At 55.2% G+C, this 23,152-nt stretch carries 18 protein-coding genes; 16 read left to right on the top strand and 2 right to left on the bottom strand.

Translation table 11 applies throughout. The annotated features are described in order from the left end of the window. Window positions 1-100 precede the first annotated feature (100 nt). The 11 genes from AY555_RS00435 (at window position 101) to AY555_RS00390 (ending at window position 13,894) form a co-directional block, all read left to right on the top strand. Window positions 101-1,081, top strand: a complete 981-nt coding sequence (locus AY555_RS00435) for an ABC transporter substrate-binding protein (RefSeq protein WP_066131953.1) — start codon at window positions 101-103, stop codon at window positions 1,079-1,081. Next, window positions 1,078-2,046: an ABC transporter substrate-binding protein gene (locus tag AY555_RS00430; RefSeq protein ID WP_066131949.1), complete on the top strand. Its 969-nt coding sequence runs from the start codon at window positions 1,078-1,080 to the stop codon at window positions 2,044-2,046. Before AY555_RS00435 ends, AY555_RS00430 begins: the two co-directional genes overlap by 4 nt. Window positions 2,047-2,310: 264 nt before the next feature. Then, a complete protein-coding gene (locus tag AY555_RS00425) occupies window positions 2,311-3,993 on the top strand; it encodes a sensor histidine kinase (protein ID WP_066131944.1) in 1,683 nt (560 codons plus the stop codon). Further along, a complete protein-coding gene (gene btsR, locus AY555_RS00420) occupies window positions 3,990-4,697 on the top strand; it encodes a two-component system response regulator BtsR (protein ID WP_066131942.1) in 708 nt (235 codons plus the stop codon). Before AY555_RS00425 ends, btsR begins: the two co-directional genes overlap by 4 nt. A 187-nt stretch (window positions 4,698-4,884) precedes the next feature. Then, window positions 4,885-5,049 carry a carbon starvation CstA family protein gene (locus tag AY555_RS12230; RefSeq protein WP_280648815.1) on the top strand — a complete coding sequence of 55 codons (165 nt, stop codon included), beginning with the start codon at window positions 4,885-4,887 and terminating at the stop codon, window positions 5,047-5,049. Continuing rightward, complete coding sequence (locus AY555_RS00415; protein WP_280648813.1) at window positions 5,033-6,688, top strand: carbon starvation CstA family protein; 1,656 nt, start codon at window positions 5,033-5,035, stop codon at window positions 6,686-6,688. Before AY555_RS12230 ends, AY555_RS00415 begins: the two co-directional genes overlap by 17 nt. A 57-nt stretch (window positions 6,689-6,745) precedes the next feature. After that, window positions 6,746-9,004, top strand: a complete 2,259-nt coding sequence (gene pflB, locus AY555_RS00410) for a formate C-acetyltransferase (protein ID WP_066131938.1) — start codon at window positions 6,746-6,748, stop codon at window positions 9,002-9,004. A 25-nt stretch (window positions 9,005-9,029) separates the two neighbouring features. Next, entirely contained in the window at window positions 9,030-9,812 is a 783-nt protein-coding gene (pflA, locus tag AY555_RS00405) for a pyruvate formate-lyase-activating protein (RefSeq protein ID WP_066131936.1), read from the top strand. A 63-nt stretch (window positions 9,813-9,875) separates the two neighbouring features. Continuing rightward, entirely contained in the window at window positions 9,876-11,090 is a 1,215-nt protein-coding gene (locus tag AY555_RS00400; RefSeq protein ID WP_066131932.1) for an acetate/propionate family kinase, read from the top strand. Window positions 11,091-11,102: 12 nt separating this feature from the next. After that, window positions 11,103-13,208: a phosphate acetyltransferase gene (pta, locus tag AY555_RS00395; protein WP_066131929.1), complete on the top strand. Its 2,106-nt coding sequence runs from the start codon at window positions 11,103-11,105 to the stop codon at window positions 13,206-13,208. Between the two features lie 92 nt (window positions 13,209-13,300). Further along, a complete protein-coding gene (locus tag AY555_RS00390; RefSeq protein WP_066131923.1) occupies window positions 13,301-13,894 on the top strand; it encodes a lipocalin family protein in 594 nt (197 codons plus the stop codon). A gap of 8 nt (window positions 13,895-13,902) precedes the next feature. Here the strand turns inward: AY555_RS00390 and AY555_RS00385 are convergent, their stop codons facing one another. Together AY555_RS00385 and AY555_RS00380 are read right to left on the bottom strand one after the other, a co-directional pair. Next, on the bottom strand, window positions 13,903-14,628 hold the full coding sequence (locus tag AY555_RS00385) for an LrgB family protein (RefSeq protein WP_322099093.1): 726 nt from the start codon (window positions 14,626-14,628) through the stop codon (window positions 13,903-13,905). Next, the gene (locus AY555_RS00380; RefSeq protein WP_082812022.1) at window positions 14,625-15,062 is read right to left on the bottom strand and encodes a CidA/LrgA family protein; all 438 of its coding nucleotides are present in this window, start codon (window positions 15,060-15,062) and stop codon (window positions 14,625-14,627) included. Before AY555_RS00380 ends, AY555_RS00385 begins: the two co-directional genes overlap by 4 nt. A 374-nt stretch (window positions 15,063-15,436) precedes the next feature. Between AY555_RS00380 and AY555_RS00375 the strand changes: the two genes are divergently transcribed. From AY555_RS00375 to tldD, 5 genes are all read left to right on the top strand, one after another. Further along, complete coding sequence (locus AY555_RS00375; protein WP_066131921.1) at window positions 15,437-16,234, top strand: protein phosphatase CheZ; 798 nt, start codon at window positions 15,437-15,439, stop codon at window positions 16,232-16,234. A gap of 191 nt (window positions 16,235-16,425) precedes the next feature. Next, window positions 16,426-17,109 carry a cytidylate kinase-like family protein gene (locus AY555_RS00370; protein ID WP_066131919.1) on the top strand — a complete coding sequence of 228 codons (684 nt, stop codon included), beginning with the start codon at window positions 16,426-16,428 and terminating at the stop codon, window positions 17,107-17,109. 32 nt (window positions 17,110-17,141) lie between these two features. Next, window positions 17,142-18,191: a COX15/CtaA family protein gene (locus AY555_RS00365; RefSeq protein WP_156483240.1), complete on the top strand. Its 1,050-nt coding sequence runs from the start codon at window positions 17,142-17,144 to the stop codon at window positions 18,189-18,191. Window positions 18,192-18,193: 2 nt separating this feature from the next. Beyond that, window positions 18,194-20,923 (top strand): sensor histidine kinase, encoded by a 2,730-nt coding sequence (locus tag AY555_RS00360; protein WP_066131915.1) that lies wholly within the window; start codon window positions 18,194-18,196, stop codon window positions 20,921-20,923. 101 nt (window positions 20,924-21,024) lie between these two features. Then, window positions 21,025-22,455: a metalloprotease TldD gene (gene tldD, locus AY555_RS00355; protein WP_066136282.1), complete on the top strand. Its 1,431-nt coding sequence runs from the start codon at window positions 21,025-21,027 to the stop codon at window positions 22,453-22,455. Window positions 22,456-23,152 lie beyond the last annotated feature (697 nt).

Here is a 23,152-nt window from a genome sequence, read left to right as displayed (position 1 = left end):
CATTCAGACAGGCTGCCTCAAAAGTTCGGGGCAGTTTGTCCTATGGCAGTTATCGTTGGAAAGTGGTGGGAATCCGTGAGAAAGGGTCGGTCGGGACGTAATGGCCAGGTGGCACCGGACACTTGCGGCGGCTCTGTCGGCTTGGCTTCTGGCCCCGGCATTTGGGGGGGCTTTTGCTTCTGAGCACCATATTCTGATGCTGCTGTGGCGTGGTGAAACCGCTGTTGAGAGCGCATGGCGGGACCGTATGAACCATTCCGGAGTCCCGCATCGGGTTACGGTTCTGTCTGCGGAGCAAGACCGGGGGCGTTTGGTTGATGGTTTGCGTAAACTGCGCAGCCAATTTGATGGTGGGCAGATTCGTCTGATTTACTGTTCAGAATCGATGGCTTGCATGGTGGCGAGGCAGGTTGTGCGGGGCGATGTTCCTATTATATTTGCTAATGTCTTGGACCCGGTAGGGACTGGCATTGCCAATTCTATGGTCGTGCCCGGGCTTGGAACGGGTGGCGTGAAAGGAGGAGTGGCTGTTGGGGAGCAGCTTTCTGTTCTGCGTGGCCTTGTTCGTTTTAACAGTCTCTTGTTCCTCTATAACCCACGTGAATACAACTCGATCCTCTCCCGTAATTCTGTGATGGACTGGGCTGAGCAAGAGGGGATTCGTGTCGAGGAAAGGCGTGTTGTTCCTGGCAGTATAAGTCTTGATGAAGTCATTTCTGACCTCTTCGTCGGGAAACTTGCTGCCGATGCATTGTTTGTCTCTGATGACAGCTATGTGACATCACGCGGACAAGAAATTGCGGAAACAGTGGGGGAACGTATTATCCTTTTGGCAGGTCGTTATGAGTTAGTACGGGCCGGCTGGGTTGCTGCCTGGGCTCCGGATGAAGCTGAAATCGGTCGTATGGCCGCAGATCTGACCTTGGATGTGTTGAGCAAGGGGACGGACCCGGGGCTTGAGGAGGTTCGGATGCCCAAGTCGCAGTTGTTTTTTGATGCAGCGGCTGCCAAGCGGCATAATATCGTGTTTCCCACCGGTGCTCCTGGTCCGGGGGGCGTGACAGAAAAGGCTGTTCCATGATGATTCTCCGTTCAACCCCGTTGCGGTTCTCGGCTGCTGTTTGTTTTGGTCTGGCCTGCGCTGTCTTGTCTTTTTCTGCTGCAGCTGCAGAGCAGAAAACTGTTCTGATGGTTCTGTGGCGTGGTGTTACGGCAGTTGAACAGTCATTCCGCTCCAAGATCGAAGAGGGTGGGTACTCGGTAACGTATACCGAGATTTTGTCCAAGCAGGATCGGACTGTTCTTGGCGAGAAGATACGGGCCTTGCAGGAAGATATTGCGGGCAAAAAGTTTGATATTGTCTATTGCTTCGGGACAACAGCCTGTCAGATGACGGTGCAGGTTGTTCGTGGAGCTGTGCCGGTTCTTTTCGTCAATGTCTTTGATCCTGTCGGTGCTGGCCTTGTCCACTCCATGAAAATTCCTGGTGGCAATGTGACAGGCGTTACGATTGGGGTTCCTGTCAACGCGCAGCTTGATGCCTTGTCGCGTCTAGTGCCTATCAAGCGGTTATTCCTCCTGTTCAATGCGCGGGAGAGCAATGCCAACTTGTTTGCTGATCAGGTGCGGGGCTGGGCAGGACCAGCCGGTGTAGAGGTCCTAGAACGCCGGGTTGCCCCGGGGACGGATGCGCTTGAACGTGCCTTGGTCAGCATCTCGTCCGATGAATTGAGTGCGGATGCTCTGTTTATCGGAACCGACAGCTATCTGATTTCACAGGCTGCTGATATTCATCAGGCAGTTGGCGCTCGTGTTCCACTTCTTGCTTCCGGTGAAGATCCTGTGCGGAAAGGCTGGCTGGCAACTTGGGCTCCGCGGGCTGAGGACATTGGGCGCGCAGCCGCTGAAATGGCGTTGGCTGTTTTCAAAGGACAGGATGCATCTATGCTACCTGTTATTCTGCCCAAGCCCCATCTGATTGTTTCAAAAGCAGCGGCGGACCTGCACAAGGCCACGATTCCCGATGGATCGGTTATTTTGCCCTAATAGTCGGGATTATGGCTACCTTAGATCATGTTTATATAACGTAGTAAATCAATCTTGAATGTATTCCTTATGGTGCATCTGATCTCCCCTGTGGATCTAACATATTGAAATTATGACGATAGAGGGACTGCCATCTCATATCGAGATGGCAGTCCTGCAAATAAGTCCTGTTTTATTTTGTGGGTATTGGGGCAGGATGCGCAGGCCCGGGAGTGCAGGGATACTGCGGCTTGTGGTCTTGGCGTAAGTTATGGAGGCGCACCTGTGCTCCCCGATCTTTCTTCTTTGGTTATCGTGTTTGTGGAACAGGTCTCGGGTTATGCTTTGCTGGCTTGGGTTTTGGGGGCCACCTTTCTTTTATCCTCAGTCTGCACGCCATACCCGTTGTGGACACATAAGACCGTGCTTGTGTTTGGGGCTGTGTTCCTGTCTGTTTTGTGCGGGTGGCTTGAAGCTGCTTGTTTTGGTCCCCATTGGGTCTCTTTACCCATAGCCGCCGTGGTGATAGCCAGCCTTCTGCATGGTTTTATTGCGGCAGGTGCCGTAGCGGTGACTAGCTCCCTGTGTCTTTATGGTCTGGGGCTTTATGACATCGTTACTGCATTTTCAATGGCGGTATGCGGGCTTCTGGCTGGAATAGTGTGCCACCTGTGCATGCGTTATCGGGCTTCTTTTCCCTGTTTGTCCCATTTATTCGTGATTCCTCTGCCGACGCTTCTGCCTGTGTCCCTGCATTATATGCTCATCCTATTGGCAACAGATCGGATCGGGCCTGATCAACCGTCTTTACTGTTTGCCGCCGCATTTACCTTTCTGGTGCAGGTTGTTTCTATTGCTGGCTTTGTGTCTGTCTTCAGAGTACGTCTACGTGCTGCCCATTTTGATGTGACTGCCGCATGGAACAAGGCGCAGGATCTTGCAGGCAGGCTTCAGGGGCTGTTCCCGATCCTTGATTCCAAGTGTGCGACTTCGGTTGCAACGCTTCTATGGCAAGGTCTTGGTGTTAATGGTGTTTGCATAACAGACGACCTGCAGGTCTTGGCCCGTGTAGGTGAAGTGCCCTATTCATTTCGTCCTGACGATATAGCGCCTTGCAAGGATCTAACGCAGCCCTTTCAGATGCGGTTGCCTGCTCGTTGTTCGGGGTCTGATTCCATTTTGGTTATACCTTTTGGCAATGAGGAAGGAGAATGCAGTGGGCATCTGGTGTTCTTTGTTTCTGATTATCATCCGCTTGCTTCGTACGTTGTGACTTTGACGGAGATGGTTGGGGCATTGCTCCTGTCGGTATGGGCTGCGGAGCGTGGTGCGCAGCAGGTGCGTATGCTTGAGGAAGCCAAGGAAGAGTTGGTACGGGCCCAGATCAACCCTCATTTTCTGTTTAATTCCATGAATACAATGGCTGCCGTTGTTCGTCATAATCCTGATCGTGCGTGTCTTCTGATGCAGGAATTTGCGGCATGGTTGCGCCGTAATCTGGATCGTCCGTGGCAAAGTGCCTCTTTGGAGGATGAACTGGAGCACGTGACCAGCTATCTGGCTATCGAGCAGGTACGTTTTGCGGATCGTCTGAATCTGGAGATATGCGTCCCGGATGACCTGTATCAGGACAGTATTCCTTCTTTTGTGCTGCAGCCACTAGTGGAGAATGCCATCAAGCATGGTGTTTCCCAGAGCTTTGATTCCTGCACTGTCCGCATTCGGGCACACCGTGAAGAAGATCGCTTGGTTATAGCGGTGGAAGATAGCGCCGGGCTTTACAGTGAGGGGGGCTCTGCTGTGGTGGAGGGTATGGGCCTTGGTCTTGTACGGCAGAAAATTGGTAGAGGCGGTGGTGCGCTTGATATGACATGCCTGCCGGGAACGTTAACCCGGGCCACCCTCTCTTTTCCGGTATCAGTGTCCAGTATGCAGGATTTGGGGTGCAAGCGGAGTGTTGCCGCATGATCCGTGTTCTGCTTGTTGATGATGAACCTTTGGCGCGTGATGCATTGAAGGACCTTCTTCTGGAGGAATGTGACGTGGAGGTCATTGGTGAGTGCGGCAATGCGGTTGATGCCCTAGCTGCTGTCAACCGGACCTCGCCGGATGCGGTCTTCTTGGATATTTTGATGCCCCGGATCAGCGGTATTGAGTTTTTGTCTATGCTTGATCCGCAACGTATGCCCCGGATCATCTTCCTGACAGCCCATGAGGATTACGCCTTGCAGGCCTTTGAAGGGCGGGCCTTTGATTATGTTCTCAAGCCGATTGAGAAATTACGGTTGCAGAAAACCCTGGATGCCTTGCGTGACAAGAACCGCTCCATGCCCTCCGTTACGCGTCCGTTGCTGCGGATTCCCTGCTCTGGGCTGCATCGGATCAGTTTGTTCAAGGTTGAGGAGGTTGAGGCTGCTGTCTCTAGGCCCGGCGGGGTTTATGTGATGACAACAGACGGTGTAGAGCATTTTACCGAGCTGACCCTTCGGACCATGGAGGAACGCACACCGCTTATTCGTTGCCATCGCCAGTATATGATCAACCCCGATCATATCCGCGATATTGCCCTGTGCGATGGAGGGGGGGGGCTGATTGAAACATGCAGTAATCACACGGTGCCGGTCAGCCGGCGTTTTCTTGGGTTGCTCAAAGAGCATCTTGGTATAGCATGACCCGGTCTTTTCCTGGCGTGGGCTTGTGTGTGTTCCGTCGGGGGGCAGGGGGCTTGTTTTTTCAGAACCTCTCGCAGCTGTTTTTCTGCCGCTGGCAGTTTTATCAAGCCGCTTGCTGTTTGTGTGCCCCCAAAAAGCCATAAAAAAGATAAGGTTTCATCAACAACCATAGTCACGGAGAAAGTCTATGGAAAATGCCCTGACCTTCGTGATCGTGGCCATCTGTGTTCTTGCCATATGTTATCGTTTTTACGGTGTTTTTATCGTCAAGAACGTTCTGGGCGCAGATGATTCGCAGATCACGCCGGCTCACAAGCTTGCCGATGGCAGGAACTATGTGCCGACTCGTTAAATGGGTGAATGCCGGGCAGCACTTTGCTGCCATTGCCGCTGCTGGTCCCTTGGTTGGTCCGGTTCTGGCAGCCCAGTTTGGTTATTTCCCTGGTTTTGTATGGCTTCTGGTCGGCGTTGTTGTCGGTGGTGCCGTTCATGACACAGTCGTTCTTTTTGCTTCGATGAAGCATAACGGAACATCTCTGTCTGAAATTGCCAAGGCCGAGCTTGGTCCCGTTGCCGGTGTGTGTACCGGTCTGGCCATGCTGTTTATTATCACCATCACCATGTCCGGTCTGTCGATGGTCGTGGTTCATGCCTTGGAACGGAACCCTTGGGGGACGTTTGCTGTGGCCATGACGGTGCCGATTGCTATCTTTGTTGGCCTGTTCGAGCGGATTACGGGGCATGCCCGCGCAGCGACATGGGCGGGCTTGATTGGAATTTTGGCCTCTGTGGTGGCTGGTCCTTATATTCAGGGCACGCTGGTCGGTGAATGGCTTAGCCTGCATGTTGATACGGTTGCCCTGTCGCTGCCGATCTATGCATTCTTTGCCAGTGCACTGCCTGTCTGGCTGCTGCTGACTCCACGCGGTTATTTGTCCAGTTTCATGAAGATTGGAGTGTTTGGTGCCTTGGTTGTTGGTGTTGTGTTCATCAACCCGACGATTCAGTTCCCGGCCTTTACCCAGTTTATTCATGGCGGCGGCCCGGTTCTGTCCGGTCCGGTATGGCCCTTTATTTCGATTACCATTGCCTGTGGTGCGATCTCTGGTTTCCATGCCTTCATCGGATCAGGAACAACGCCGAAGCTGGTGGACAAGTGGTCTGATATTCGTCCGGTCGCTTTTGGGGCCATGCTGGTGGAGTGCTTGGTTGCGGTTATGGCTCTGGTTGCTGCAACTTCCCTGCCTGTGGCGGATTATTTCGCGATTAATGCAAAGCCGGAAGTGTTCGCGGCGCTGGGCATGGATGTGGTCGAACTGCCGCGCTTGTCCGAGGCTATTGGCATCGATCTGGCCGGGCGTACCGGCGGTGCGGTGACCTTGGCCGTTGGCATGACGTACATCTTCACGAAAATTCCCTGGTTCTCGGCCCTGTCGTCGTATTTCTTCCAATTCGTGATCATGTTCGAGGCCGTCTTTATCCTTACGGCGGTTGATTCCGGGACCCGTGTTGCCCGTTACCTGATCCAGGATTTCGGCGGCAGCTTGTGGGCACCCCTGAAGCGGATCGACTGGGCTCCGGGTGCCATTGGTGCTAGTGCCTTGGCCTGCCTGGCCTGGGGATACCTTCTTAACTCCGGTGATATCAACTCGGTTTGGGCCCTATTCGGGGTGTCCAACCAGCTGATGGCCACCGTGGGTCTGATTATCGGTGCAACCATTATCCTGAGGCTCTCGCAGAAGCGCATCTATGTGCTGACCTGCTTGGTGCCTTTGGCGTACCTGTTTGTCACCGTCAACTATGCTGCTTTCTGGATGATAGAGAATGTTTATCTGAATGAAACGGCACGGGGTTACAGCCCGTTCAATGCAGGTCTCTCGCTTATCATGATGGGACTTGGGGTCGTGATCCTGATTTCGGCCATTCGCAAGTGGGCTGAAATGCTGCGGGCTGCAAAAGCCCCGGCATTCGGACCCGCTGCGGCCGAATAGACCGGTTACCCGGGCAGTCTTGTGTTGGCTGTCCGGGCTGCTCCAAAGGAGAGAGTAATGAGTGTTCAATCCAAAAACGATGCCTTTGCCCTGTGCTGGTCCGGTTTCCGGGATGGTGAGTGGCAGAAAAAGGTCGATGTGCGCGACTTTATCCTGCGTAACGTCACCCCCTATGAAGGCGATGACAGCTTTCTGGCCGGTGCGACAGAACGGACCAAGGCATTGTGGGACAAGCTTGGTGAACTGCTGAAGCTTGAGCGCGAAAAGGGCGTGCTGGACGTTTCTGCGGACCGTCCGTCTTCCATCCTAGCCCATGACCCTGGCTACATCGACAAGGACAACGAGATCATTGTCGGGTTGCAGACCGATGCCCCCCTGAAGCGGGCTATCATGCCCAACGGGGGTCTGCGTATGGTCGAGAGCGGTCTTGAGGCCTATGGTTTCAAAATTGATCCGGCTGTCCAGGAGATTTGGGGCAAGTACCGCAAATCGCATAACCAGGGCGTGTTCGATACCTACACCCCCGATATTCTGGCTGCCCGCAAGAGCGGTGTGATCACGGGCCTTCCCGATGCCTATGGTCGTGGCCGCATTATCGGTGACTATCGTCGTGTTGCCCTGTACGGCGTCGATTTCCTGCGCCAGGACAAGCAGCGTGAGTTCCATGAGCTGGATAACCACAGCTTTACCGAGGACGTGCTGCGCCTGCGCGAAGAGCTGAGCGAACAGTGGCGTGCCCTTGGCGAGCTCCAGGAGATGGCAGCCCGCTATGGCTTTGATGTCAGCCGTCCGGCAGCCAATGCCCGTGAAGCCATCCAGTGGACCTATATGGCCTATCTGGCTGCTGTGAAGGAACAGAACGGTGCGGCCATGTCCTTCGGCCGTGTGTCCTCGTTCCTCGATATTTTCATTCAGCGCGATATCGAAGCCGGTGCCCTGACCGAAGAGCAGGCCCAGGAGATGATCGACGATCTGGTGATCAAGCTGCGTATTGTCCGCTTTCTGCGTACGCCAGAATATGACCAGCTGTTCTCCGGTGACCCGACATGGGTGACAGAATGCGTTGGTGGCATGGCCGAAGACGGGCGTCCCTTGGTCACCCGCAACAGCTTCCGTTTCCTGAATACCCTGTACAACCTGGGTCCGGCTCCGGAGCCTAACCTGACGGTCCTGTGGTCCACCAGCCTGCCCGAAGGGTTCAAGCTGTTTTGCGCCAAGGTTTCAGCAGACACCAGCGCCATCCAGTACGAGAACGATGACCTGATGCGTCCGAAGTGGGGCGATGACTATGGCATTGCCTGCTGTGTCTCTGCCATGCGCATTGGAAAGCAGATGCAGTTCTTTGGTGCGCGTGCCAACCTTGCCAAGGCCCTGCTGTACGCGATCAACGGTGGTGTTGACGAAAAGACCGGCCAGACTGTAGCCCCGGGCATGGAGCCGATCACGGCCGATGTCCTTGACTATGACGAAGTCATGGAACGTTTCGACAAGACCATGGACTGGCTGGCTGTGACGTATGTCAAGGCTCTGAACTGCATTCACTACATGCACGACCGCTATTCCTACGAGCGGATCGAGATGGCCCTGCATGACCGTGATATCCTGCGGACCATGGCCTGCGGTATTGCCGGTCTGTCTGTTGCGGCGGACTCTCTCTCCGCAATTCGCCATGCCAAGGTCCATGTTGTTCGTGATGAACGTGGGCTGGCGGTTGACTATCGGATCGAGGGTGACTACCCGGCGTATGGCAATAACGACGACCGTGTTGACAGCATTGCGATTTGGCTGACGGAAACCTTCATGAAGAAGGTGGCTGCCCAGCCGGTCTTCTACCGCAATGCCATGCCGACACAGTCTGTGCTGACCATCACGTCCAACGTGGTGTACGGCAAGAAAACCGGGAATACCCCGTGCGGGCGTCGTTCCGGCGAGCCATTTGCCCCGGGTGCCAACCCGATGAACGGGCGCGATACCAAGGGCTTTGTGGCTGCGGGCGCTTCGGTTGCCAAGCTGCCATATGACGCTGCTCTGGACGGCATCAGCTGGACGGCTTCGGCAACGCCTGATGCCCTTGGTCGTACTCCGGACGAGCGGGCCGCCAACCTGGCCGGCTGCTTGGATGGTTTTGCGGAAGCAGGTGGTTTCCATGTCAACGTCAACGTCTTCAATCGCGATACGCTGATCGAGGCCATGGAACATCCCGAGCTGTACCCACAGCTGACCGTTCGTGTGTCGGGCTATGCGGTGAACTTCGTCAAGCTGACCCGTGAACAGCAGCTTGATGTGATCAACCGCACTTTCCACGGCGCCATGTAAACTTGTTACCCGGAGAATGACGCGTATGCCTATGTCCCTGACCCGCCCCCATGTTCCGGTTGCTCCCGGTGGGGATCATCCCTGTGGCTATCTGCATTCGGTGGAAACCGGGGCGGCGGTTGACGGACCGGGGATGCGCGTCGTTCTGTTTTTGTCAGGATGTTTGTTCCGGTGTTCGTATTGCCACAATCCGGATACCTGGAAACTGCATAACGGCCGCCTTGTCACACTGGATGAGGCGGTTGCCGAGGTCAGCCCCTATGCCCGTTTTCTCAAGCGCAGCGGCGGGGTGACCTTGTCTGGCGGAGAGCCGCTGATGCAGGCGGCTTTTGCCGGTGCCCTGCTGCGGCGCCTGAAGGACGAATTTGGCCTGCACTGTGCCTTGGATACGCAGGGGTTCCTGCATGCTGATGTGGATGATGACTGGTTTGATCCGGTCGATCTTGTCCTGTTGGACATCAAACACAGTGATCCGGATGCCTACCAACGTCTTGTCGGACAGCCATTGCAACCGACCCTTGATTTTGCCCGTCGCCTGGTTCGACTTGGCAAGTCGATGTGGATTCGGTATGTGCTGGTTCCCGGCGTGACCGACGGGGCCGCGGATATCGACCGTCTGGGAGAGTTTCTGGTCTCACTTGGTTCAGCGGTTGAACGCGTTGAAGTTCTTCCGTTTCATCAGCTGGGTGCTTCCAAATGGGAGTCGCTTGATATGGACTATCCCCTGGCTGATACTCCGGTTCCGACAGCGGAGCAAACTGATGCTGCACGCAAGCGTTTTGCGGCGTATGGTTTGACCGTTTACTGATTTTTTTCTGTTCCGGCCGGATCATCATTCTGCGCCGGCCCTGCGACGAGGCGAGTTTTTGTTATGAGCGATACCCAAAATCTGGTTCTGGTCATCAACTGCGGTAGTTCATCGCTGAAGTTCGCGGTTTTTGCCGGAAGCAGCCAGGATTCCGAGCTGTCAGGTCTTGCAGAGTGCCTGGGAAGCCCGGATGCCCGCCTGAAATACCGTATCCACGATGGAGAAAGCCAGACGGTAGCCTTGTCCGGGCCGGGCCATGATGCGGCACTGGCGTTTATTTTGGGGGTTTTGGGAGAGCAGGGGCTTCTGCAGCGTGTCACAGCAGTTGGGCATCGTATTGTGCACGGGGGTGAACGGTTCTGCACTTCGGTTGTGATTACGCCCGAAGTTCTGGCCGATATCGAGGCCTGTACCCCGCTGGCTCCCCTGCATAATCCAGCTAATCTTCTAGGCGTTCGTACGGCAATGGCTGCCTTGCCGAGTGTTGCGCATGTTGCTGTTTTTGATACGGCTTTCCATCAGACCATGCCGGAAACAGCCTTTGCCTATGCTGTGCCGCAGCGATTCTATGGCCAGCATGGTGTACGGCGGTACGGTTTCCACGGCACCAGCCACCGCTTTGTGGCTGCACAGACAGTTGCAATGCTGGGGTTGGATCCCGATGATCACGGCATTGTGATTGCGCACCTTGGTAACGGGGCATCGGCAGCAGCTGTCCTGAACGGGCAGAGTGTCGACACTTCCATGGGGATGACACCTCTGGAGGGGTTGGTGATGGGAACCCGCTGCGGTGATATAGACGTTGGTGCTGTTTTACATATGGCTCGTTGTGAGGGGCTGGATCTGAACGGGATCGATCGTGTCTTGAACCGTGAAAGTGGGTTGCTGGGGTTGTCGGGCCTGTCGAATGACTGCCGGACCCTGGAGCAGGCGGCAGCCGAAGGTCATGAAGGAGCTAGGTTGGCACTGGCCGTTTTTGTGCATCGTCTGGCACGCACGGTCGGAGCCTTGGCAACATCCTTGCCACGGCTGGATGCTTTGGTCTTTACCGGGGGTATTGGTGAGAATTCGTCGCTGATCCGCCGTGATACCATCGCTCGCTTGGGGGTTTTCGGTCTGACGCTGGACACCGCAGCAAATGAGGCCGCTGTAAGGGGCAAGGCCGGTGTGATTTCTGCCGGTAGCAAGCCGGTGGCGGCTGTTGTGGCAACCAACGAGGAATGGATGATCGCCAGCGATGCCTTGGCGTTGGTTTCCTCTTCTTCCGGCTTGGCATAAGGGGGAGTACCGATGTCCTCCAAAACGTTTTTTCTTTCGGCAACAACCCGCGATGCAGGGCTGACCTCTGCGGCTTTGGGATTGGCCCGCGCGTTTCAGCGCAGTGGCCTGAAGGTTGCTTTTGCCAAACCGGTGGCTCAGCCGGACTCTTCTGGACCTGCTTCTGAAGGTGACCTAGCTGATCCGTCTGCCCAGTTTGCCCGTCAGCTTTGCCTTGCCGAGGTGGCGTCTTCCATTCCTTTCGATGTTGCGGAAGCCCGCTTCACAGCCGGCGACATCGATGGCCTGATGGAAGACGTGGTTTCAATCGTTGAAGCGGTGGCTGCCGGTGTTGACGTTGTTGTCCTAGAAGGGCTTCTACCCCTGAATGGCAGCGGTATGGCAACGGCTCTCAACGCGGCCATGTGTCGCAGCCTAGATGCCGGTCGGATTGTTGTTGTCCCCGGACAGAACCAAGGTGTGGATGCCTTAGCTGCTTCCGTGGCCAAGGCTGTTCGCCTTCCAGCAGCAGACCGTTCCCCGGTCGGGGTTCTGGTCAATAAACATGCGGCGGATGTTGATGCTTCGGCCTTGCGGGCTGCCATGGAGAAGGCAGAGGTTTCAATCCCGCTGATCGGTATTGTCCCGTGGGAGCCACGGTTGCTGGCTCCCCGTTTGTCTGATGTGGTGCGTGCCTTGGATCTGAAGGTGCTGCATCATGGGTCTCTGGCAACATCACGGGTTCGCAATATCGTTGTGGCGGCAGGTGAATCCGAGACCTGTATTTCCCGCCTTGGGCCGGGTGCTCTGGTTGTCAGCCACTGTGACCGTGGCGATATTGCCTTGGCTACAGCTCTTGCTAACCAAAGGGGTGTGCCCCTGTCCGGACTTCTGTTGACCGGTGGCGGGACGTTGTCGCCACGGGTTGCTGATCTGGTGATGCCGCCCAGCTCTGGTACCCTGCCGGTTGTCATGGCGAAGGAAGATACCTTTGCCGTGGCTTCTGCCCTGTCCCGTCTGGCCAGCGGGGTTGCTGCCGATGACTTCGAGCAGATGGAGCAGGTGATCGATTTTGTGGCAAGCCGTCTGGATACGGGGCCTTTGCGGCGTATCATCGGTGAGCCTTCCGAGCTTCGGTTGTCGCCTCCCGCCTTCCGTTACCGCTTGATCCGGGAAGCGCGGAAGGCCGACAAACGGATTGTGTTGCCCGAGGGTGATGAACCCCGGACCCTAGAAGCTGCGGTGATTTGCCATCGCAAGGGAATTGCCCGCTGTGTTCTGTTGGGTAATCCGGGTCGTATCCGCGAAGTAGCGGCTGCGCGTGGTCTGGAACTGCCGGAGGGACTGGAAATTGTTGATCCGGAATCTGTCTGTGACCGTTATGTGGACCCGTTGGTCGAGCTGCGCAAGGGCAAGGGATTGACCGCACCGCAGGCAGCGCAACAGTTGGAAGATACGGTTGTGTTGGGCACTGTTATGCTTGCCTTGGACGAGGTTGATGGCCTTGTATCCGGCGCCGTTCATACAACAGCCAACACAGTGCGCCCGGCCCTTCAGTTAATTCGGACAGCACCGGGTGCAAGCATTGTCTCCAGCATCTTTTTCATGCTGATGCCGGACCAGGTTCTGGTTTATGGCGACTGTGCCATCAATCCAGACCCCGATGCAGGGCAGCTGGCCGATATTGCCATTCAGTCGGCAGATTCGGCGCGGGCTTTTGGCATTGATCCCCGTGTAGCGATGATTTCCTATTCAACGGGAACATCGGGCAGTGGCGATGATGTCGAGAAGGTGAGGCAGGCGACCGAGCTGGCCCGCTCCCGTCGTCCGGACCTGACCATAGACGGTCCGATGCAGTACGATGCGGCCAGCGTTGAGAGTGTGGCCCGGAGCAAGGCTCCGGACAGCCCGGTGGCCGGGCGTGCGACGGTTTTTGTCTTCCCGGATCTGAATACCGGCAACACAACGTATAAGGCTGTCCAGCGATCTGCCGGTGTGGTCAGTGTCGGTCCGATGCTTCAGGGCTTGCGCAAGCCGGTCAATGACTTGTCCCGTGGTGCTCTGGTGGACGACATTGTTTATACAATTGCCCTGACGGCTATTCAGGCTGCGGCGCGACCGGTTGAGTCCGGCGGTTGATGCCAGTGAATACGGATTGAGGTAATCAGGGCCGGGTTTGGTTTGAACCCGGCTCTTTTTTGGTCTCGTCCCTATAAAGCCATTGATTTCCGGTGAGTGTCTTCTCTACCGTTATCCTGCTGAACCGGGTGGAGGGTGTTGCGATGAAGCGGTACGGATTTGTAGCTGTTGTGGTTTCTGGCCTGCTTGCCGGGTGTGGCCCGAAAGTTCCTCCGGTGAATGCTCCGCCGACGGCTGGCCCGGTTGACATGGATCGTTATATGGGAACCTGGTACGAAATTGCCTCGTTGCCTGCTCCGTTCCAAGAGGGGTGTGTGGCAACCACAGCCAAGTATGAGAAGACTTTTGACGGAACCATAGAGGTTACAAACCGCTGCCTGCACGAGTCTTTCCGTGGGCGGGAGCGGGAAGCAAAGGGAACAGCGCGCCTCGATCCCTTGCTGCCGGATGGATCCCGTCTGTTTGTCAGCTTTTTTCCGTTTACCGAGGGAGCGTACTGGGTCCTTGCTCTTGATGCAGGCTATCGGTGGTCTGTCGTTGGCTCTCCTGACCGGCGCTATCTCTGGATACTGTCGCGTACCCCGACGATGAGTAAATCCCAGTACGAGATCCTTAAGGGTAAGGCAGAGCGTCTGGGTTATCCGGTCTCGAAGCTGGTTCTTACCCAACAGCCGCCCATTCCCTGATGGGTTTCTTATCCGGTAAAAAGGACCCATAAAATCGGCAGGATAATGGCCGTGGCCAAGCCGTTGAGGCCCATGGACAGGCTGGAGAAGGCACCGCTGACTTCGCTGTGCTGAAGGGCGCGTGCTGTTCCGACGCCGTGGCACACCGTGCCCATGGCTACACCGCAGGCCCGACGGTCACGAACTCCGGTCAGGCGTAGGATCCCGGGGCCAACCACGGCTCCTAGGATGCCGGTCAGGATAACAACAACCGCCGCCAGGGAGGGCAAACCACCGATCTGCTCGGCAATTCCCATGGCGATAGGGCTGGTGACGGACTTTGGTGCTATGGATGCGAGGGTGGCGGGGCTGACACCGGCTGCCCATGCCAGAGCAATGGCGCTGCCGGCCGCACAGACTGAGCCGGTACCTATGGCTACAACAAGGGCTCGCAGGGAGCGGCGCACACGCCCCAGCTGGTTATAAAGCGGGACAGCCAGTGCCACGGTAGCTGGCCCCAGCAGGAAATGGATAAATTGTGCCCCACTAAAATAATCAGCATAGCTGATATTGCTGATGTTGAGGACTGTGACCAGCAGCAGCATAGCCGTTAGGACCGGATTCAGAATGGCCCGTCGTCCGCCCTTCTCGAAGATCCACAAGCCGGCAACATAAGCTAACAGCGTGAGGGTCAGCCCTGTCAGGGGGCTTGTGCTGAGGTCATTCCAGACGCTGGTGATATGTGTGGACATCATGAGGGGGGCTGTTCCTGTACGTCATGGCCTGACTCCGGCCCGCCATGAGGTTCTGCAGAGAAGCGTGTACGGGGTGTCATCGCCTGCATGACATGGCCTGTAACAATCAGGCCAAGAAGCGTTGATCCCACGACCGCCAGTGTGATTCCCTCCCATTCTAGGGCTAGTAGTGGTGTCAAGGTTACGACTCCCACCCCTGCGGGGATAAATAACAGGCCAAGATGTCGCAAAAGTGCATTGGCCGTGGACTGTAAGCCCTCCGGTGGGGGATCGGCCAGTCCCCCCCTGCGCAAGAGGAAGCCACGCACCATAAGCCCTGAAAACAACAGAACCATACCGAGAACAGGGCCAGGCACGGGAATGCGGGCTATGCGGGCCAAGGCTTCCCCCGTGACCTGGCAAACAACAAGGATGGCAATAAAACCTGGGGTCATGGGTGTCGGATTCTCCAGCTTCTGTTGCCGTACGGGTGAAATTAGAACCATGCTGGCATGTCGACTGCCCTGTTTTCCAGCCCTAAATGACGTGAGTAACAGCATGCTTTGGCTTTGTGTTACCACGTGCTTTTTGTCATCAAAATTATTTGCAGGCAGGTTACGTGGTCCGGATGGACACATCCGGGTCTGCAGCCTTGCCGGGGTTTGGAAAAGTGCGGTATCCCTCGGTATGCACAAAGCGGTCGGGAAGTATGTCCTGTCGTCGGGGTGTGCCGGTTATTCTGGTCCATGGCGAGTGGGGCCTTTTAGTGGTTTCCTTGTCGGCATGGGCAGAGTGACTTGACCGAATTCAGTACTGGATGAGGGCAGGAATGGACAAAGGGCGTTCCCCGCGCAAGATGTTCACCGCAGAGGTTCAGCTGCGTAACCGCTATGGCGGTGACGCTTCCCCTGCCGGTGGCGCTGTTGTTGCTGCCTCTGATCCTGAAATGCGTGACGAGGTTTCCGCCCTGAAGAATGAGGTCAGTCACCTCAGTCATCTCCTCAGAACGTATGTTATTCCGCCGGAAGACGAGCAAAAAGCTGCCGATGGGGAGCCCGATCCCGAGGATCCCTTGGTGCAGGAGTTTGAGCGTCAGCGTGCCGAAGTGCGCATTCTGAAGATGGAGTTGCGGGCTTTGGCCAACTCCATTCAGGAGACGAAACGCGAAATTGCGCAGTTGCGGACCAGTGACGGGGATTCTGATAGGCTTGATATCGTCGCCGGGGAACTGGATGCCGTTGTCGGTGCAACCGAGCGGGCGACCGATGGTATTCTGGAAGCGGCCGAAAAAATCGACAACGCCGCCCAGAACCTGCGTTCCAAGGCCGATGATGCTTACTTTGCCCATCTCGCCGAAGATATCAGCGAACATGTTGTGTCAATTTTCGAACATGCCAACTTCCAAGATATCACCGGTCAGCGCATCAACAAGGTCGTCAGCACGCTGAAGTTTGTTGAAGAGCGTATCGACAAGATGATCAATATCTGGGGGCAGGAAACCTTTGAAGAGCTTCTGGCTGAAATGCCCGATACGCCGGCTGGTGATGACGAGCGTCGACTGCTTAACGGCCCTCAGATGGCCGAGAGAGCGATTTCTCAGGGCGATATCGACAAGCTGTTTGGCTGAATATCCTGTTATCCAGTTACGTACGTTTGCTTGAACCGGGGCTGTGAAGGCCCCGGTTTTTTGTTTGGCTTCTCTTGGCGCATTCCCCGTGTGTCAGGTATACTCGGTACCTTGGGGTTGCCCTTGGTTCAGCAGGGGTGTTTTCGTCCCGTCTTTGTTCCTGGCGGGGATGACAGGGTGTGGGGTTTTTGATGACCGATGTGCATGCTGCCATGCAGGCCCTGATGTCTGCGAGCCGTCTCAAGTCAGACTCGGCTGCCGGGCGTCCGGTGCGTCCGGTGCTTACGATTTCCAGGGAACATGGGGCATTGGGGCGCCAAGTTGCAGAGGCTCTGTCTGCTCATTTGCAGGTTCCCCTGTATGATCGCGCCTTGATTGGCAAGATTGCCAGCCGCCTTGATGTTGATCAGGAGACGGCGAAAATGCTGGATGAAAGTGTGGGGCGTGCCAGTGATTTATGGCTGGTGGGGCTTTTGAAGGGGAAAGATCTTTCCAAGGATGCTTGGCGAACCCACCTAGTGAATATCTTTCTGGGGTTGTCCAAGGTTGGTGGCATTATTCTCGGACGTGGTGCACACCTTGTTCTGGAGGATTCCTGTGCCCTTCGCTTGAAGCTTGTTGCCCCGCGGTCTGTACGTATCAAGAGGATCGCCGAGCGTAATGCCGTGCCGGAGGCCATTGCCGACCAACAGGTTCTGGAGGCGGATACGGCGCGTTTGTGTTTTCTGAAAGATATGTTCGGTGCCCGTTCAGATGATCCGGCAGCGTTTGATCTGGTTTTGAACACGGCACGCTTGGATGATGTAGACGCTATTGTTCGTCTGCTTGCAACGGCCTATGAGGGGATTGCGCGTTGCCATCAAGTGCGGGGCTGATCATTGTCTGACATGTGGGTTTTGGGGGATTGATGGCGGGGAATCATGCAGCCACAGTAGAAGTGGTAAGGAATATCGGGTATCGGCCAGTTCAGATCTGGTTGTGGTCACTCTGTGCCTTGGTTTTTTGCATGGTACTTCTGGGGGGAGCAACCCGGTTGACGCAATCCGGACTCTCTATGGTGGAGTGGAGGCCTCTCGACTTTCTACCCCCTATGAACGATGCCGCATGGGAGGATATGTTCCTGCTGTACAAGGCATCTCCCGAGTATACACACCGTAATGTGGGTATGGATCTGGCTGGGTTCAAGGGGATTTTCTGGCTGGAATATGTGCACCGCCTTGTGGGGAGGCTGGTGGGCGTTGCGGTTGTAGTTCCGCTGCTTGTTTTTGTGGCGTGTCGTCTCGTGGATCGTCGTGTGTTGCGCCGTATTCTCGGGCTCTTTGTTCTTGGTGGTCTCCAAGGAGCGTTAGGCTGGTTCATGGTTGCCTCGGGCCTTATTGACCGTCCGGATGTCAGCCACTATCGCCTTGCTGCGCATCTGATGCTGGCTGTTGTTTTGTTTGCCGCCCTGTTATGGATGGCTTTGGACTGTACTGTTTCCACCGCCTTCTCTCCGGCACCAAATGGTGTTGTACGCGGTCCCTTGCTGTGTCTTGGCATGGTTATGCTGACCATGACATGGGGCGCTTTTGTCGCGGGCCTTGATGCAGGGCTGACCTACAACACCTTTCCCCTGATGGATGGGCATATTGTTCCACCGGGGGCATGGGTGCAGGATCCTTGGTGGTATAATCTGGTAGCGAACGTTGCAACGGTACAGTTTGTGCATCGATCTCTGGCGCTTTGTACGGTTGTGGTGACCTGTGTTGTTGCTTGGAAACTTTGGGCTACATCATTGTCCAAGCCTGTCTGTTGCCTTGCTCTTGCCTTGGTTTTTGCTGTTTGCGTACAGCTTTTTCTTGGTATTACAACCTTGCTGCTGGCTGTTCCGGTCAGCCTTGGTATCGTGCATCAGGCGATGGCTGTTGTCTTGGTCGGCCTGTGTGTAACCCTTATTTTCCGGCTTGTGCGTGGGTGATAATGAGTGTTGACGGGCAGCAGGGCAAGGCATGGGGTTTGCGGTTCGCAACGCTTTTTTCCCTGTGCCTTGTCGTATTGGCTGCTTTCGTATCTCTGTCATTCTCCGAGCGCAGGGTGCGTGAACTGGCGCTGGAATTGTCCCTACAGGAAATCTGGGGTTCCTTGCCGGCTCTGAGTTCAGCTCTGGAGGGATGGTCTTCGCAGACACAGGCCCCCGCAGAACTTTCCCATGATCTTGCCTTGGTTGTGTACAGTCTTGTCATGAGAGAGATTCACCATCTTCCCGTCACAGCTGTTGTGGTGGTTTATCCTGATGGGTCTGCAGTTATTCCGGATGCAGCCCCTGCCTTGCCTGATCTTTCCTCTGATCCCCTGTGGCTGTCTTCGGCCTTGCGTGGATACAAGCCCGTTTGGTTGCAGGACCATGGTCCTGCTGTGGAAATTATTGCGGCCCTTCCTTTGGAGCGTCGTGACGGTAGTCTTGTCGGCGGGGTTTTGTTACGGCTGGATGCCGGTACGGCCCTGAATGAACAGCAGATCCTTGTGCGGGTGTATCGTTGGTGCGTTGGGGTAGGGTTTGGTGTTATCTTCCTGATTGTCTTGGCAATCTGTGCCGTATTTTGGCGTGCCCGGGTGCACGATCACCAGCTTTTGGTGAGGGAAGGGGCACTGCGCCGCCATATGGAGGAAAGTATACGCTCGTTGTCTTGCTCCCTGCAGGATATCACGGGGCCTTTGCCGGCAATGATTGCCCGGGTTGACCATCGCCAGCATTATGTTTTTGCAACAGCCGAGTATTGCCGTTGGTTTGGTACTTTTGGGACATCCCCCGTTCCGGTTGGTACTAATCTTCTGGCTGGGGAGAATTTTGAATTTCATCTGGGTGAGAACTATGCCCAAGTTTCCGATCTTGTTGTAGCCGCCTTGGATGGGTTGTCTGCGGTTTCCGAGGGGGTCTGGTCATTCCCCGACGGATCACGTTATGTCAGGGTTGAATTGCAGCCAGTTTTTGAACGATCTGCTGTGCGCGGTTTCTTTGTTTCGATTACAGATATTACGGCCATGAAGCGTTTGGAGCGTGATCTCCGCAATGCGCGTGATCGGATGGAAGAAGAATTTACCGCCCGAACCCTCGAACACAAAAAAACGGTGGAAAGCCGTTTGGCCGAAGCCTTGGACCGGGTATCCGAGGGTTTCCTTCTTTGGGACAGCCAAGACTGTCTTCTGATTTGCAATCAGGCATTCCGGTTACTGTTCCCGTCACTGACCAAACGTGTTGTGCCCGGCATTCATTATGCCGAAGTTGTAGCTTTGCTTGATGCTCTTGAGCACCCTGTATCGGTTGCTTCTGCATCAGACGGTCATGACCGTACTTCCGGGGATACTTACGGCCAACGCTCTCGCCCGCGGGAACGTTTCTTCCGGGATTCTTTATGGGTCCTGATGACAGAAACTAGGACGCCTGAGGGGCTGACGGTCATGACGTTCACCGATATCTCTGAACGAAAAGCCGCCGAATTGGCCTTGTTGTCGTCAGAAGCTGATTTGCGTGAGCTGCACAAGATCACCAGTGATCCGGACCAAGGGATGGCCGAGAAGGTTCCTGCCCTCCTGCAGCTTGGGTGCAGGCGTTTTGACATGACTGGTGCCTGTCTTGCGCGTTGTCAGGGCGATGTCCTGATTTCGGACTACGTGGTTGGGGGGCATGATGATCTGAAGGTGGAACAGATTGTATCCTGCGCTGGAATGTCGTTGTCTGATGTTCTGGCAGGGCGGGAAATCCTTGTGCCAAGCTGTACGCAGGGGGAAACCGGTCAGGCTTGTCTGGCTGTGCGTGTTGTGGCTTGTAGACGCACGTGGGGTATCTTGTTCTTTCGTGGTCCGGGAAAGGCCGGGCGTTGCCTGCAGCCTGCAGACCTCGAGTTTGCGCGCCTGCTGGCCCTGTGGATCGGGGCTAGGATTACCCAGGTTGAGACAGAAACGCACCTTAGGGCGGCCTTGGAGCAAGCAGATGCCGCCAGCCGGTCAAAGTCTCTTTTTCTGGCAAATATGAGCCATGAGCTGAGGACGCCGCTGAATGCGATTATCGGCTTCTCCGATGTTATGGCCAGTGAGATTTTTGGTGCCCACACAGCACCTCAGTACAAGGACTATTCAGCCAGTATCAAGGATTCAGGGCAGCATCTTCTCTCTATTATCAATGATATACTTGATACAGCCAAGGTTGAGGCCGGGCATCTGACACTTGATGACGATGTGATAAAGCCATCTGAGCTGATCGATGGAACAATCCGTCTTCTTCAGGGCCAGTTTTCTGCCGCAGGGCTGACCATGCGCACAGATATTCCCGTAGACCTCCCGTCTATACGAGGAGATGCGCGACGCCTGCGCCAAGTCATGCTGAACCTGCTGTCCAACGCGATCAAGTTTACTCCCTCAGGCGGTGTTGTGAATGTTACGGCTTTGTGTGCCCCTGCGGATGGTATGACGATAACGGTTTCTGATAACGGTATTGGTATGCGGACCGAGGATATTGCCGTTGCCTTGGCCCCGTTCGGTCAGATTGACAGCAGCTTGTCCCGCCGACACCAGGGAACGGGTTTGGGGCTGCCCTTGTCCCGTTCCTTGGTGGAGGCGCATGGGGGAACATTATCCTTGGTCAGTGCACCAGGCGAAGGGACAGAGGTTCGTGTATGGCTCCCCCCTGATCGGCTTGTTCAGGGGGCCTGAGTTTATCCAGAAGCGCTTTTTTGTTATTTTCCGGGCTGGTGATTTTGCCAGGAAACGCACATAGTGTGGGCGTTCTTGACGTCTGGACCGGAGTTTTCGCCATGGTTGATCGTGCCCTTACTGAAGATCTGTTCTTCTCTCGTGCCGGGCTCGACCAAGATGCAACGCGCCGTATTGTTTCTGATGCCTTGGCCGGGGCGGATGACGGAGAGCTTTATCTGGAATACAAGCAGTCTGAATCCGTTTCGCTGGATGATGGGCGTATTCGTTCCGCTTCTTTTGACACGGCACAGGGGTTTGGTCTGCGGGCCATCGTGGGAGAGACAGCAGGGTATGCTCATGCTTCAACCTTGGATGAAGCTTCCTTGCGCCGCGCGGCTGCCACAGTTTCTGCTGTACGTGGTGGTTATTCAGGAACGTTTGCAGCGCCGCCTGTTGGGACAAATCAATCTCTTTATACAGATCAGAACCCGATTACGCCGGTTCCTTTTTCAGTTAAGGTCCGGGTGCTGGGAGAGATTGATGCCTATCTCAGGGGGCGTGATCCGCGTGTTCGCCAGGTTATGGTTTCCTTGGGTGCGTCTTGGCAGGCTGTTCATATCATGCGTCCAGACGGTGAAGCCGCTGATATTCGTCCGATGGTGCGCCTGAGTATCACTGTTATGGTTGAGAAAGACGGCCGTTGTGAAACAGGTTCATGGGGGCAGGGTGGGCGCATTAAGTACGACTGGTTACTGGAAGAGGAAACCTGGAAGACTGCGGCAGAGCGTGCCCTGAATCAGGCATTGGTCAATCTTGAAAGCGTTGATGCCCCTGCGGGTGAAATGCCGGTTGTTCTGGGGTGTGGGTGGCCGGGCGTTCTTTTGCATGAGGCTGTTGGGCATGGCCTGGAAGGAGACTTCAATCGCAAGAAGACGTCGGCCTTTTCCGGGCTGATGGGGCAGCGTGTGGCTGCTCCTGGTGTGACTGTGGTTGATGATGGAACCTTGCCGGACCGGCGCGGCTCGATCACGATTGATGACGAGGGCACGCCTTCGGCCCGTAATGTTCTGATCGAGGATGGGATTCTGAAAGGGTATTTGTTTGACCGTATGAATGCCCGCCTGATAGGGGTTCGTTCATCCGGAAACGGGCGTCGGCAGTCGTATGCTCACAAGCCGCTGCCGCGTATGACTAACACCTTCATGCTGGGTGGCTCATATGAACCGGAGGAAATTATCCGAAGTGTGAAGAAGGGCCTTTTTGCTGTTAATTTTGGCGGTGGCCAAGTTGATATCACGTCTGGAAAGTTTGTCTTTGCCTGTACAGAGGCCTGGAAAATTGAAGACGGTAAGCTGACGGCTCCAGTCAAGGGAGCAACCTTGATTGGCAATGGTCCCGATGTTCTTACGCGTGTCTCCATGATTGGTAATGATGTGGAGTTGGATGCGGGTATTGGCACATGTGGCAAGGATGGCCAAGGGGTTCCCTGTGGCGTTGGGCAACCGACCCTGAAAGTGGAGCGTCTGACCGTTGGTGGCACAGGGGGGTAAGCCGATGCTGCACTCTTGGTTTGATATTTGTGCTGTGCACTGCAATGACGTTTTCTATTGTAAGCTTGGGCGTTGACCTCAAGTCTTCTTGCCGTGAGCGTGGATTCGCATCCCATAGATGTTTTGAGGGGATAGAAACCCTTTTTTAGGGTGCTCTTCTTGTGTGCGTTCTGAACTCACTCCTCGCATAGGCCCTTCCACATGGTACGTAAGAACCAAGTGCAAGGGCCTCAATTTTTCGAACATGTTCTTAGTTTATGTGCTGCGACATTCGCTTTGACTAATGCGAATATCACAAAAGGCATGAAATTTCCCTTTTTGTTTAGATCTGGCCGTCCGTCAAGGGGTCGTTTTAACCATATCGGGCAGCACTGAACCCTGATATCACATGTGAAATACAGAATCTGTGTATCCTGATTCTGACGCTGTCTTAGGCTCATCCTCTTTGCGTGACTTTTCTTTTTTGTAGGATATTTTTCATAGCACTGTTTTCGTTTATGCGATTACAGGGTTTGGTTTAGGGGGGTGCTTGCTGCCCGCAGAGTATTCCAGAGAAGGTTGCTTCCGTATGTGAAAGTGATGGACAGTCGATCTGGTCCGCAATATTACTTCGTAAGCGTTTGATGTATGTCAAGGCAAACACTAGGGCTTCGTTTTAACGTGGTCCTTGGAATGAGAAAAAGAAAATAAAGTTCGC

This window comes from Haematospirillum jordaniae, assembly GCF_001611975.1.
Lineage (GTDB): Bacteria > Pseudomonadota > Alphaproteobacteria > Rhodospirillales > Rhodospirillaceae > Haematospirillum > Haematospirillum jordaniae.
This window is presented reverse-complemented; position numbering and strand designations above follow the sequence as displayed.